The organism is Mesorhizobium sp. 1M-11, assembly GCF_001303895.1.
In the GTDB taxonomy this organism is placed as follows: Bacteria; Pseudomonadota; Alphaproteobacteria; order Rhizobiales; family Rhizobiaceae; genus Mesorhizobium.
On sequence record NZ_LJSD01000065.1, the window covers coordinates 46,284 to 58,388 of the forward strand.

The 12,105-nt window shown below is 61.9% G+C and carries 12 protein-coding genes and 1 pseudogene; 9 read left to right on the top strand and 4 right to left on the bottom strand.

Annotated features, from left to right (window positions below; translation table 11 throughout):
* Positions 1–256: 256 nt before the first annotated feature.
* Both AO692_RS27260 and AO692_RS27265 read left to right on the top strand, forming a co-directional pair.
* Positions 257–676 (top strand): GFA family protein, encoded by a 420-nt coding sequence (locus AO692_RS27260; RefSeq protein ID WP_054313212.1) that lies wholly within the window; start codon positions 257–259, stop codon positions 674–676.
* A gap of 323 nt (positions 677–999) precedes the next feature.
* Positions 1,000–2,856, top strand: coding sequence for a diguanylate cyclase (locus tag AO692_RS27265; RefSeq protein WP_054313200.1), 1,857 nt, complete (start codon positions 1,000–1,002; stop codon positions 2,854–2,856).
* 11 nt (positions 2,857–2,867) lie between these two features.
* On the opposite strand, the gene AO692_RS27270 is transcribed toward AO692_RS27265, so the two are convergent.
* Positions 2,868–3,671, bottom strand: coding sequence for an alpha/beta hydrolase (locus tag AO692_RS27270; RefSeq protein WP_054313201.1), 804 nt, complete (start codon positions 3,669–3,671; stop codon positions 2,868–2,870).
* A gap of 292 nt (positions 3,672–3,963) precedes the next feature.
* Here AO692_RS27270 and AO692_RS27275 point away from each other — a divergent pair, with 292 nt between their 5' ends.
* From AO692_RS27275 to AO692_RS33445, 5 genes are all read left to right on the top strand, one after another.
* Positions 3,964–4,800, top strand: a complete 837-nt coding sequence (locus AO692_RS27275) for a DUF2066 domain-containing protein (RefSeq protein WP_054313202.1) — start codon at positions 3,964–3,966, stop codon at positions 4,798–4,800.
* 133 nt (positions 4,801–4,933) lie between these two features.
* On the top strand, positions 4,934–5,248 hold the full coding sequence (locus tag AO692_RS27280) for a helix-turn-helix domain-containing protein (protein WP_054313203.1): 315 nt from the start codon (positions 4,934–4,936) through the stop codon (positions 5,246–5,248).
* Positions 5,249–5,250: 2 nt separating this feature from the next.
* Positions 5,251–5,715, top strand: coding sequence for an SRPBCC family protein (locus AO692_RS27285; RefSeq protein WP_054313204.1), 465 nt, complete (start codon positions 5,251–5,253; stop codon positions 5,713–5,715).
* Positions 5,716–5,738: 23 nt separating this feature from the next.
* Positions 5,739–6,155, top strand: a complete 417-nt coding sequence (locus AO692_RS27290) for a GFA family protein (protein WP_054313205.1) — start codon at positions 5,739–5,741, stop codon at positions 6,153–6,155.
* 100 nt (positions 6,156–6,255) lie between these two features.
* Positions 6,256–6,405 (top strand): hypothetical protein, encoded by a 150-nt coding sequence (locus AO692_RS33445; RefSeq protein ID WP_097575905.1) that lies wholly within the window; start codon positions 6,256–6,258, stop codon positions 6,403–6,405.
* A 49-nt stretch (positions 6,406–6,454) separates the two neighbouring features.
* On the opposite strand, the gene AO692_RS27295 is transcribed toward AO692_RS33445, so the two are convergent.
* Complete coding sequence (locus AO692_RS27295) at positions 6,455–8,260, bottom strand: IlvD/Edd family dehydratase (RefSeq protein ID WP_054313206.1); 1,806 nt, start codon at positions 8,258–8,260, stop codon at positions 6,455–6,457.
* Between the two features lie 154 nt (positions 8,261–8,414).
* Between AO692_RS27295 and AO692_RS27300 the strand changes: the two genes are divergently transcribed.
* The gene (locus AO692_RS27300) at positions 8,415–8,867 is read left to right on the top strand and encodes a carbon monoxide dehydrogenase subunit G (protein WP_054313207.1); all 453 of its coding nucleotides are present in this window, start codon (positions 8,415–8,417) and stop codon (positions 8,865–8,867) included.
* Positions 8,868–8,870: 3 nt separating this feature from the next.
* Positions 8,871–9,362 carry a hypothetical protein gene (locus AO692_RS27305; protein WP_054313208.1) on the top strand — a complete coding sequence of 164 codons (492 nt, stop codon included), beginning with the start codon at positions 8,871–8,873 and terminating at the stop codon, positions 9,360–9,362.
* A gap of 400 nt (positions 9,363–9,762) precedes the next feature.
* Here AO692_RS27305 and istB read toward each other — a convergent pair whose 3' ends face one another.
* Positions 9,763–10,491, bottom strand: a complete 729-nt coding sequence (gene istB / locus AO692_RS27310; protein WP_054308547.1) for an IS21-like element helper ATPase IstB — start codon at positions 10,489–10,491, stop codon at positions 9,763–9,765.
* Positions 10,424–11,990 (bottom strand): annotated as a pseudogene (istA, locus tag AO692_RS27315) (IS21 family transposase). Before istA ends, istB begins: the two are co-directional and overlap by 68 nt.
* Positions 11,991–12,105: the final 115 nt, after the last annotated feature.

A 12,105-nucleotide genomic window follows, 5' to 3' on the forward strand; every position in this document is an offset into this window, starting at 1 on the left:
CGCCCTTCCGAGCTCCGTCATCCTCGACCTCGAAAGGAGCGAAGCGACTGGAGAGTGTCGGGATCCATTCCGGAACGTGGACGAAGGTGCGACGATCCAGACCGTACTTCAAGTCGCGCTGCATGCACATGCAATTGCCCTGCCCTTAGTGGCAAGAACTGGCCATAACGATGCCGCCCGCGCGTCGAGGCGGGTATCGTCGCAGCGGACAATGTGCATGCTTGCGAAGCCGGTCGAATGGAAGACGGGGAAAAGGATGAAGAAGACCTATCACGGCAGCTGTCACTGCGGCTTTATCCGCTTTTCTGCCGAACTCGACCTCGACGAAGGCATCCGCCGTTGCAACTGCAGCTTCTGCCTCAAGGTCGGTTACAAGAAGTCCTTTGCCGCCTATGAGGCGGTCGACATCACCAGCGGCAAGGCCGAGATGGCGGAATACAAGGCCAGTCCCTCAAATTGGCCCGAAGGCGACATCAATCATTACATGTGCCCGAAATGCGGCGTGCATCCGTTCTCGCGCGGCTATCTCGAGTTCATGGGTGGCAATTTCTGGGCGGTGAATGTTGCCTGCCTCGACGACGCCACGGAAGAAGAACTGGCGGCTGCTCCCGTCATCTACGAAGACGGCAAGCGCGATCAGCAACTGCAGGCACCTGAAATCACGGCCTATCTCTAGAGCGTTTCCGCTTTTGTCGAAAACACCGCGCACTTTGCTGGAATTGCCCAGGCGCAGCGCTTTTGCCTGAACGCACGACACTTTTGTTCCGAAGCAAACAGATTTCCGGCACCATGGAGCCTGTCTTGGGGCCAAGGCTCGGGGGCTGCCTACGCTCAAGAAGCCGGCCGGACACTCATCGAATTCGATTTAAATGCGATTGCCTCTGGCATCCCATTCTTAAAGACGGCAAGCTAGAAGGAAGGAGGGCAAGGGGCACACTCGATTACACGTAGCTAATGCAGCAAATACAGATACTTGGCTCCGGTCAGAGAACAGGAACCATGGCGCGGTTCCTGTTTTGGATCGCACTGCTCGGCCTCGCCAACTACCTTTCGAATTCAGTGTTCCGCATTCAGGGCATGGTTGCCCTGCAGCTGACCTATGCCCTGCTGCTGGCGATCCTTCTCCTGACGCCGCGCCGGCAATGGCCGGCCTATCTGATCACCGCATTTCCGATGCTGATCATGGTGCGGGCATTGGCAATCGGCTCGCTCTCCGAGCTGACCAGCTTCTTTGCGCTGGTCAGCACCGTAACATCGATCCTCGCCGCCACGGCCGGCGCCGCCATCCTGTCGCGCGACCGCGACTGGGTCGAGGGCCGTTCCGACCAGCTCGGCGCCTGGGCAACGGCCGGTTTCGTCACGGTGGTGGTGCTCCCGCTCGTCTGCGCCAGCATATTTGCCGCCGTACGCATTCCGCCGCCCGGATACAGTTCGGCGGAATACTGGTTCAACGTCTATTCCAACGTGGCGCTGGCCTATCTGGTGCTGACGCCGCCGGTGCTGCGCGCCCGGCCACGGCAATGGCGTGAACTCCACCGCAGCGGCAAGATGGTGGAAGCAATCGCCTTGATCGCCGGTTTCGGTGTGTTCGCCGCACTGATCTTCAAGCAACCGTCGGTGCTGCCGCTGTTCCTGATCCTGCCGCCGCTGATCATCATCCTTTTCCGCGTCGGCTTCATCGGCCTCTCCGTCGCCATGGCCCTTCTCGTGCCGATCGCGGTGCTTTTGACCGGCACGGGACAAGGCCCGTTCCATGCCATGGACAATCTGCACGTGGTGGGCGGCGGCCAGAGCGACGCCAATGTCCATCACGCACTGCTGTTTTGCCGGGTGTTCCTGGTCATCACCTTCATCATCGTCGTCATGATCGCGGCACTCCTGCACGAGCGCGAACAGTTGCAGCGCCTGGCGCAAGCCGACCGCGACATCTACGAAATGGTCGCCCGCCAATCCGGCGACATGGCCTTCGTCTGCGATCTCGACGGGCGCATCGTCTTCATTTCACCGGTGACCGCACAGGTGCTCGGCCTCGGTGAAGGCGCGCTTGGTGATTTCGACTGGCGCAACCACATACATCCGGACGATCTCGGCATCATAGACGCCGCCTTGCAACGCGCGCGCCGCGGCGAAGAGGATGTCGACTGTCTCTTCCGGGCCTTCGATGCGGACGGAAACGAACTGTGGTTCGAGAACCGCATGCGCCTGTCGACCACCACGTCCAAGGAGGGGCCGCGCTTCATCGTCGGCTCTACACGCGAGGTGACGGCCCGCGTGTTGCGCGAACAGCAACTGGAAAAAATGGCAGCCGTCGATGTTCTCACCGGACTGCCGAACCGGCGCCAGCTCAACGAGCAAAGCCGCGTGAAGTGGCGCATGGCCGCGCGGCACAGCGACTTTCTGTCTCTCCACGTCATCGATATCGATTTCTTCAAGGCGTATAATGACGTCTATGGTCATGCAAAGGGCGACAAGTGCCTGGGCGAGGTGGCTTCCGCCATCCGCAAGGTGCTGAAGCGGCCAGACGATTTCTGTGCGCGTTACGGCGGCGAGGAATTCGTGGCGCTGTTGCCCGGAACCGACGCGGCTGGAGCGCTGAAGGTCGGCGAGGATATCTGCGCCGCGGTGCGTAACCTCAATATACAGCACGACGCCAGCGAATATGGGATCGTATCGGTGAGCGTGGGTTGCGCGACCATCCGCCCCGCCTTCGCCGACGACGACGGCTCACTGTTCGAAGCCGCCGATGCGGCTCTCTACCAGGCGAAACGGCAGGGCCGGAACCGGGTCGTGGCCAGCAACCTGCGCAACCTCATGATCGAAGCGGCGCTCGTAGCGATGCCCAAGCGCCACGTCTGACCCACCGAGGCTTATCCGACGCGATCGAGAAAGCGGCGCACTTCCCGATTGAACTGAACCGGACGCTGCAGCGGCGCAAAATGGCCGACGCCTGCAAGCACGACGAGTTCGGCGCCGGGAATGCTGAGCGCAAGATAATCGGCATGGTCCTGCCGGATGAACTCGTCCTGTTCGCCGATGACGACCGCAACCGGCACCCGGATGCCTCTCAGTTGCCTGGCGCTGTAGTTCGGCTCGGTCGACATCATGCGCCCGACATCGGACACGAAGGTCGAGAAATCATCGGGGGTCGCCGACAGGGCCGCATAATCCTTGCCGTGGCGGCTGAAGCAGCGATCGGTCAGCGGCGTCGGCTTGAAGTCCAGCGTGCCGCTGGGATCCATGTTGCAGGCGAAGAAGAAGACGCCCAAAACACGCTCCGGATGCTTGTCGGCCAGGATCAGCGCCGTGCAGGCGCCGTCGCTCCAGCCGACGAGCGCCGCCTTCTCGAGGCTGAGGTGACCCATGACGGCCAATACGTCGCCCGCCATCCGCTCGTAGCTGAATGCCCCGGCGTCGCGCGTGCTGCGGCCATGGCCTCGGCTGTCGATGACGACCACCGTCCTGCCTGCCTGGACGAGTGCCGGAACCTGATGGCCCCAATTGCCGGCATGCCCCAGCCCGCCATGCAGCAGGACGACGGCGGGGCCCGAGCCATAGACGGCATGCCAGATCCGAGCGCCGTCGTTCTCCACGAACCCTTCCATCGCTGCAGTGGGAAGCGGCGCGGCGCCATACGCATCGAAACTCAGGAGTTCGTCGTCCGTGAAATTCATAGGCCTCTCCTTGGAGCGCGACACGCCCTTTTGGACACGCAAAGGATGCTCCATCTTTTATAGACGATCGGGCGCGACCGTTTTCGACAAGTCCAGATGAAAAAGTTCGAGCCGACCTCAGCATCACCATCCAAATTTGCATTGTCTGCCGTCGCCTCTAGAGCGTTTCCATTTTCCACGGAAACGCGGAAACGCTCTAACTCTTTGTTTTTACGCAATTCCGGACGGAAAACCGTTACACACTTTTCCTGGAATTGCTCTAAGCTGCCGTCGTCAAACCAGGAGAATTGGCATGTTTGGTGGTTTGAAGTCGGGGATCGTTGCAGCAGCGCTGGCGATGGCGGTTTCCGCGAGCGCAGCGGAAGTCAACCGTACCAATCTTTATCGTGGCCAATCGGTGACCAATGGCTTCGGCGAAGTGAACCGGGCGCGTGCGCTGGCCCCTAGCCTGGAAGACGTGCTGGTCAAGGTTTCCGGCGATCCTCGCCTGATCGGCGATCCGCGTGTCGCCGAAATGGCGCGACACGCTCCCGATTATCTCAAGGCGTTCAGCTATCGGGACCTCCTCAACAACCGCCCGCCGCATGACGAACAGGGCACCTACGACCGGCCGCAATATCTCACCGCCGACTTCGATCCGGACAAGATCAATGCTCTTTTGGCATCGCTCGGACGCAAACCCTGGCCGTTGCCGCGACCCAAGATCGTCGCACTGATCGAAGCCGCGCCGATGAAAGGCGACAGCTTCATGCTGGCAAACAAGAGCGACAACCATCTCGCCGCAGACATGCGTGCGGCGTTGTTGGCGGCCGCTGAACAGACCGGCATGCCGTTGCAGTTGCCTGCGCGGTACAAAGCCGATGCAATTCGAACCGAGAAGTCCAAGCCGGAAGTGCTCGCCAAAAGAGCCAAAACCCTAGGTGGCGACCTCCTCCTTGTCGGCACCATGGTCTGGCGCGAGGAAGCCCTTGGCTGGGTCGCCGACTGGCATCTCGTTTCAAAGAGCCAGGACCGTCATTGGCAGCTGCGCGGCTTCGGCTTCGACGATACGTTCCGCAACGCCCTGCGCGGGGCGGCGCAGATCCTGTCGGGAAATGGACAGCCCGAAGCCGTTGTCACGGCGAAATAGGCCTGCCGACAGCTTTCAGGAAATGGTCTTGCGCGGAAGGCAGGGCGCGAGCCAAAACGCAGGTATTTACCTGCACGATGTTGACATGCAGTCTTTTACCTGCATATTATCATCCCACATTCGAGCAAGAACGATGGACGCGGACAAGGTTTTCAAGGCGCTGGGCGATCCGACACGCAGAAGGCTGCTCGACCTTCTTTACGAGAAGAACGGGCAGACGCTTGGCGAACTTTGCGAAGACCTCGACATGGCCCGGCAATCGGCCACGCAGCACCTCGGCATTCTGGAAGAGGCCAATCTGGTCAGCACGGTGAGGCGTGGCCGGGAAAAGCTGCATTTCATCAACCCCGTGCCGCTCCATGAAGTCTACGAGCGGTGGGTGCGCAAATTCGAACGACAGCGGCTCGAGCTGCTGCACGATCTGAAAAATGAACTCGAAGGAGAGTGAGGATGGCCAAGGAAACGACCAGTTTTGTCTATGTGACTTACATCCTCTCGACCCCGGAAAAGGTGTTCGAGGCCATCGCCAAACCGGACGTCACGCGACGCTACTGGGGCCACGAGAACGTCTCCGACTGGAAGCCGGGATCGGCGTGGGAACATGTGCGCGCCAGTGACGAGCGCACCGTCAAGGTTGTCGGCAAGGTCGTCGAGGCCACGCCGCCGACCCGCCTCGTCGTCACCTGGGCAACTCCCGGTCAGGCTGCCGATCCTGCAAACCACAGCCGGGTGACCTTCGCGATCGAGGACTATGAGAACATGGTTCGGCTGACCGTCACGCATGATGAACTCGAAGCCGGCAGCGACATGGCGAAGACCATGAAGAACGGCTGGCCTGTGGTTCTCTCCAGCCTGAAATCCTTCCTGGAAACCGGCCGCGGCCTCGACATTTTCGGCAAGCCGAAAGCGGCCTGACCTTCATCCAACGAGAGATTCCGATGACCAAGATCTATCGCGGCGGATGCGCCTGCGGCGCGGTCCGCTATGAGACGAAAAGCGAACCCATCTTCGAGAACCACTGCCAGTGCCGCGACTGCCAGAAACAGAGCGGCACCGGACACGCCTCCTATCTGACCTTTGCCAGCCGGGCCGACATGACGATGACGGGCGAAACGAACAGTTGGCGTGTGGCGAGCGACAGCGGCAACGAAAAGATCTACGCCTTCTGCCCGACCTGCGGCGCGCCGGTCTATCTGTCGACCGTCGCCATGCCGGACTTCGTCGCGGTCTCGGCGGCCAGCCTGGACGACCCCGGCCAGTTCAAGCCGCAGGTGGTCACCTATGCCGCTCGTGGCCATGCCTGGGATACGCTCGATCCTTCGCTGCCAACATTCGACGGCATGCCGAACGGATAGGCTCGCATCAGCGTGTACTCCTGCCGACGCTTGCCTGACCGGAGCAGATTATCGGAACCGTGCGAAACCGTACGAGGTTGTGACTGCACAGGAGGTTGCCATGATCCGCAAGCTGAAATCAGGCGAATACCGTCTCTATTCGCGCAAAGTGGACCCCAGGACCCACAAGCGCAGGAATCTCGGCACGTTCAAATCACGGGAAGCGGCCGAGAAGCACGAGCGTGAGGTGCAATACTTCAAGCGCCACTAGCCGCTCGGCGGGACCCTTTGGCGGTCCAGCCGAGTGACGCCACCGCAAGCTAGTGGTTGTCGCGCGGCATGCCTGCGGTGTGGGCGACGTCCTGGTATTTGACGGCCGGCTTCAGCACCATGCCTTCCGAGAACTGGTCGACCATCGAGCGCTGGATTTCCTGCCATGGCGTCTGGTGCTTCGGGTAATGGTAGCCGCCATTGCTGCCGAGCGCGGCACGGCGGCGGGCAAGCTCGTCCTCCGGCACCAGCATGTCGGCGGTGCCCTTGCGCAGATCGATGCGCACGCGGTCGCCCTTCTGCAGCAGCGCCAGGCCGCCGCCGGCGGCCGCCTCCGGCGAAGCGTTGAGGATCGAAGGCGTGCCGGATGTGCCGGACTGGCGGCCATCGCCGATACAAGGCAGCGAGTGGATGCCCTTCTTGATGAGATAGGCAGGCGGCTGCATGTTCACCACTTCCGCACCGCCCGGATAACCGACCGGACCGGCGCCGCGCATGAACAGGATGGTGTGTTCGTCGATGCCCTCGGCGGGATCGTCGATGCGGGCGTGATAATCCTCCGGCCCGTCGAACACCGCGACCTTGCCTTCGAAGGCTTCGGGATCAGCCGGGTTCGACAGGTAGCGGTCGCGGAACTCCTTGGAGATCACGCTGGTCTTCATGATGGCGCTGTCGAACAGATTGCCCTTGAGATTGATGAAGCCGGCTTCCTTCTTCAGCGGATCGGCTACGGCCAGGATCACCTTGGGGTCGAGGTTTTCGGCCTTGCCGCAATTCTCACCCATGGTCTTGCCGTTGGCGGTGACGGCGCCCGGATGCGGCAGCAGGCCTGCCTTCATCAATTCGGCGACCACGGCCGGCACGCCTCCGGCATGGTGGTAGTCCTCGCCCAGATATTCGCCGGCCGGCTGCAGGTTGACCAGCAGTGGGATCTTGTGGCCGATCGCCTGCCAGTCGTCATTGTCCAGCTTGACGCCGAGATGGCGGGCGATCGCGTTGAGATGGATCGGCGCATTGGTGGAACCGCCGATCGCCGAGTTGACGACGATGGCGTTCTCGAAAGCCTCGCGCGTCATGATGTCCGAAGGCTTCAGGTCCTCATGCACCATGTCGACGATGCGCTTGCCGGTCTCGTAGGCGATCTGGCCGCGCTCGCGATAGGGCGCCGGAATGGCGGCCGAGCCCGGCAGCTGCATGCCGAGCGCCTCGGCCAGGCTGTTCATGGTCGTGGCCGTGCCCATGGTGTTGCAATAGCCGACCGAAGGCGCGGAAGACGCAACGATCTCCATGAACTCGTCATAGTCGATCTCGCCGGCCGACAGGCGCTGGCGCGATTCCCACACGATGGTGCCGGAGCCGGTGCGCTTGCCCTTGTGCCAGCCGTTCAGCATCGGCCCGACGGACAGCGCGATCGCCGGGATGTTGACGGTGGCCGCCGCCATCAGCATGGCCGGCGTGGTCTTGTCGCAGCCGATGGTGAGCACGACGCCGTCGAGCGGGTAGCCGTAGAGCACCTCCACCAGCGAGAGATAGGCCAGATTGCGGTCAAGCGAGGCGGTCGGGCGCTTGCCCGTTTCCTGGATCGGATGGCAGGGGAACTCGAACGGAATGCCGCCGGCCGCAACGATGCCTTCGCGCACCCGCTTGGCCAGTTCGAGGTGATGGCGGTTGCAGGGCGACAGGTCGGAACCCGTCTGGGCGATGCCGATCAACGGCTTGCCCGACTGCAGCTCGGCGCGGGTGAGACCATAGTTCAGGTAGCGCTCGAGGTAGAGCGCGGTCATGCCCGGATTGTCAGGATTGTCGAACCATTCCTGCGACCGGAACCTCTTCTTATCGCTAGGCGCGCCTGCCATGGCTATCTCCGCATTTGTCCGACAATTGGATATGTCATCGCACGCGTTCGGGCAAGGGCATGCCCCGGACTTTGGTGCGATGGACAGCATTGATGCACTACGGTACGGCTTTGACCAGAGGGCAGTTTTCGAGCTGCCTCAACGGGAGGATTGCATGGCTCTGGTTATCGAAGGCGAGGAACGCATCGCAGCCCCGGTGGAGAAGGTGTGGGCGGCGCTCAACGACCCGTCTGTGCTGAAGGAAAGCATTCCCGGCTGCCAGAGCCTGGAGATGAAGTCGCCCACAGATATGGCGGCCACTGTGGTGCTGAAGATCGGGCCGATCAAGGCCACCTTCAACGGCGAGGTGACACTGAAGAACCTCAAGCCGCCGCATTCCTACACCATCCAGGGCGAAGGCAAGGGCGGTATCGCCGGCTTCGCCAAGGGCGGCGCCGACGTGACGCTAGCCCCCGACGGCGATGGCGCGACACTCTTGAAATACGCGGCCAAGGCCGATGTCGGCGGCAAGATCGCCCAGCTGGGCAGCCGCCTGATCACATCGACCTCGAAGAAACTCGCAGGCGAGTTCTTCTCCAACTTCGGCAAGAAAGTCGGCGCCGGCTGAGCCATGAAACGCCGCTGGCTTGTCGCGCTGCTGACGATGGCACTGCCGGTGTTGCCGGCACCGGCTGCACAAAGCGACGCGGTATTTGCCGAACATGTCGTGCGGCAACTGTCCTGCAAGAGCGATCCCGACCCAACCGCGACGCTGCTCTATCTCAACAAATACAAACACATCCGGCTGGATGCCGGAGATCGCATCGACAGCCAGACCTGCTGGCCGCTGATGCCGGCGCACGACATTCGCGGCCTGTCATTCACGCATGTCTGCGCATCCGCCGAGGATCCGATGCTGATCGACCTGTTTCCCAAGCTCTATTATCGCGGCCCGGGTACGTCGCCCGGAACGCGACTTGGTTTCATCACCAAAGCCAGCACCGAGCAGTTGAAGACCTGGGCGGCAAAGGAACTCGGCAACGGCAACCCTTACAAAGTAGGCAATGCGTCGTTCCAGGAGAACGAGCGCGAGATTTCCTGCAGCAGTCTTTCGCGGATGTGACGCCAAAAGGCGGCGCCGCCGGCTGAGGATTGCAGCCGGCGACACCTTCACGGCGTCCATACCGCCGGTGGATTGCACGAGAAGAGCGGAATGCGATCAAGAAGAATCGCAATTCCGCTCCATCCCTTTGTTTCACGACTTAAATCAACCGATCTCCGCAAGCCGGAGCCGGTTGATGCTCACTTTGCCGCAACGTCGACCAGCATGTCATGGATGAAGGCTGTCCCTTCCTCCAACGACTTGACGGCCACGCGTTCGTCATTGTGTCAATCGGCCTGGAATGGGGACCCTGGATCGGCGCGCAAAAGGGACCCCTGTAGGGCACCACGGTTAGCGCTCGCCGGGCGAAGCTGGTCTGGGTTGCGCAGGCCGGCGAGCGCGGATCGGCGTTATGGGGTGATCAGGCGCGGTTCTTGAATCGCCAGGATTCGTTTCCGGTCTCGATGATCTCGCAGTGATGGGTGAGCCGGTCGAGCAGCGCCGTCGTCATCTTGGCGTCGCCGAAGACAGCGGGCCATTCGCCGAACGCCAGATTGGTGGTGACGATGATCGAGGTGCGCTCGTAGAGCCTGCTGATCAGGTGGAAGAGCAACTGCCCGCCGGCTTGCGCGAAGGGCAGATAGCCGAGTTCGTCGAGGACGACGAAGTCCAATCGGGTCAGGTAGTCAGCGATACGGCCCTGCTTGCCACCGCGGTGCTCGGTCTCGAGCCGGTTGACGAGATCAACGACATTGAAGAAGCGACCGCGCGTCCCGTTGCGGATGAGGGATCGGGCAAGGGCAATCGCCAGATGTGACTTGCCGGTTCCGGTGCCGCCGATGAGAACGGCGTTACGCTGGTCGGCGACGAAGGTGCCGTTGGCAAGGTCCCTGACCAGCACCTCGTTGACCGGCGTGCCGTCGAAGTCGAACTCCTCGATGTCCTTGGCGATCGGCAGCTTTGCGACGGTGAGCTGGTATTTGATGGAGCGCGCCTGCTTCTCGGCGATCTCGGCCGACAGCAGATCGCCGACGATCCTCGGCGGCTCGTGCTGGCGCTTGATGCCGGTCGCCATAACCTCGTCATAGGCACTGCGCATGCCGTAGAGCTTCAACGTTCCCATCAGATCCAGAACCTGCGTGCGTTCCATCAGCTTGCCCTCCTGAGGCTGTCGTAGCGGGCACAGTCGGCCTGCGGCTCATGGCGCAGGCGAAGAGCGTCCGGGGTGAGAATGGTGATGGCTGGCGCCGGATCGCGCCGCCGCGCCAGAATGTTGATGATGACAGCTGACGAGCAGACGTTCTGGTCGAGCGCCTCTTGGCAGGCGGCCTCCACGGCATCGATCCCGTCGGTCAACACCGCAGCCAGGATCGCCACCATCTGGCGATCACCGTCATCCGAGGACTTCAGTCGGCGCCGGGTCCGCTCCATCGCCGAGGGCAGAACCCAGTCCTGGAACGGCGCGCCATTGCGCAATGCGCCGGGCTTGCGGGCGAGCACGGGGACATAGTGCCAGGGATCGTAAATGGTCTCACCGCGCCCGAACGAACGGGCGTGTTCGGCGACGACAACGCCATCCTGCCGGATGACGATCCTGCTGGCATAGGCCTGGATCTCGACCGGTCGGCCCACGGCAGTCGACAGCACCGAGTATTTGTTGTTGTCGAAGCGCACCGTGCAGGTCTTCGATACCGAGGCGGGGACCGTGTGGAAGCCGTCGAAGGGGCCGCGATACTCGACAAGTTTGCCGCGCTCCTCCTCGAACACCTCCCAGATCGTGCGCTCCGGCTGATCGATATGACGGTGCGTCTTGGTGTAGGCGATGCATTTGTCGAGCAGCCAGGCGTTGAGTTCCTCATAGGATTTGAAGCGCAGCCGCGGCGTGAAGAAGCGCTCGCGCACCAGCCCGACCTGGTTCTCGACTTGACCCTTCTCCCAGCCCGACGCCGGCGTGCAGGCGACCGGCTGCACCAGATAATGGCTGCACATCTGCAGGAAGCGGCGATTGTATTGCCGGTCCTTGCCGACGAATACCGTCTCAACCGCCGTCTTCATGTTGTCGTAGATGCCGCGCGTGCAGGTGCCGCCAAAGAAGGCGAAGGCCCGGTCGTGCGCGTCGAACACCATCTCCTGCGTCTCGCGCGGATAGGCTCTGACGAACATCATGCGGCTGTGGCAAAGCCGGACATGGGCAACCTTCACGGTCACAGTCACGCCATTGATGAGGACGATCTCGTGGCTCCAGTCGAACTGGTAGGCTTCACCCGGCGCGAAGAACAACGGCACATAGGCTTCCGCCGTCGCTGATCCCTGCGCCTTCGCCCAGCTCTTGGCGTATCGGCGAACCGCGTCGTAGCTGCCGTCGTATCCGAGACCGCGGAGCTCCTCAAAGATTCGGATCAGCGTTAGCCGCTCGCGCCCCGCCTTGCCGTGATTGCCACCTAAAAGCCCGTCGAGCTGATCCTGCCAGGGGCCGATCTTTGGCATCGGCTGATGCTCACGCTCGTAACGGAACTCCGTCGCGTTCGACCGCAGCACCTTCCGGACAACCTTCCGCGATATCCTCAACTCGCGGCAGATCTCCTTGATCGACTTCCCCTGGACCAGCGAAAGCCGACGTATCTTCGCAATCGTCTCCACAACCAACATCCAAAACAAATGCCCCCGATGAAACCGAAGGCAGTGTGACAACCCTGCGTTACAGGGGTCCTTTTTGGACGCCGGTCACCCCTGAAACGGGGTCCTTATTCCACGCCGAAACACA

Excerpts from the sequence above, each read along its gene's own strand:
- AO692_RS27280 (WP_054313203.1), top strand. The coding sequence starts at position 4,934 with ATGGACGCGGACAAGGTTTTCAAGGCGCTGGGCGATCCGACACGCAGA.
- AO692_RS33445 (WP_097575905.1), top strand. The coding sequence starts at position 6,256 with ATGATCCGCAAGCTGAAATCAGGCGAATACCGTCTCTATTCGCGCAAA.
- AO692_RS27300 (WP_054313207.1), top strand. The coding sequence starts at position 8,415 with ATGGCTCTGGTTATCGAAGGCGAGGAACGCATCGCAGCCCCGGTGGAG.
- AO692_RS27275 (WP_054313202.1), top strand. The coding sequence starts at position 3,964 with ATGTTTGGTGGTTTGAAGTCGGGGATCGTTGCAGCAGCGCTGGCGATG.
- AO692_RS27295 (WP_054313206.1), bottom strand. The coding sequence starts at position 8,260 with ATGGCAGGCGCGCCTAGCGATAAGAAGAGGTTCCGGTCGCAGGAATGG.
- istB (WP_054308547.1), bottom strand. The coding sequence starts at position 10,491 with ATGGAACGCACGCAGGTTCTGGATCTGATGGGAACGTTGAAGCTCTAC.
- AO692_RS27260 (WP_054313212.1), top strand. The coding sequence starts at position 257 with ATGAAGAAGACCTATCACGGCAGCTGTCACTGCGGCTTTATCCGCTTT.
- AO692_RS27305 (WP_054313208.1), top strand. The coding sequence starts at position 8,871 with ATGAAACGCCGCTGGCTTGTCGCGCTGCTGACGATGGCACTGCCGGTG.
- AO692_RS27290 (WP_054313205.1), top strand. The coding sequence starts at position 5,739 with ATGACCAAGATCTATCGCGGCGGATGCGCCTGCGGCGCGGTCCGCTAT.
- AO692_RS27270 (WP_054313201.1), bottom strand. The coding sequence starts at position 3,671 with ATGAATTTCACGGACGACGAACTCCTGAGTTTCGATGCGTATGGCGCC.
- AO692_RS27265 (WP_054313200.1), top strand. The coding sequence starts at position 1,000 with ATGGCGCGGTTCCTGTTTTGGATCGCACTGCTCGGCCTCGCCAACTAC.
- AO692_RS27285 (WP_054313204.1), top strand. The coding sequence starts at position 5,251 with ATGGCCAAGGAAACGACCAGTTTTGTCTATGTGACTTACATCCTCTCG.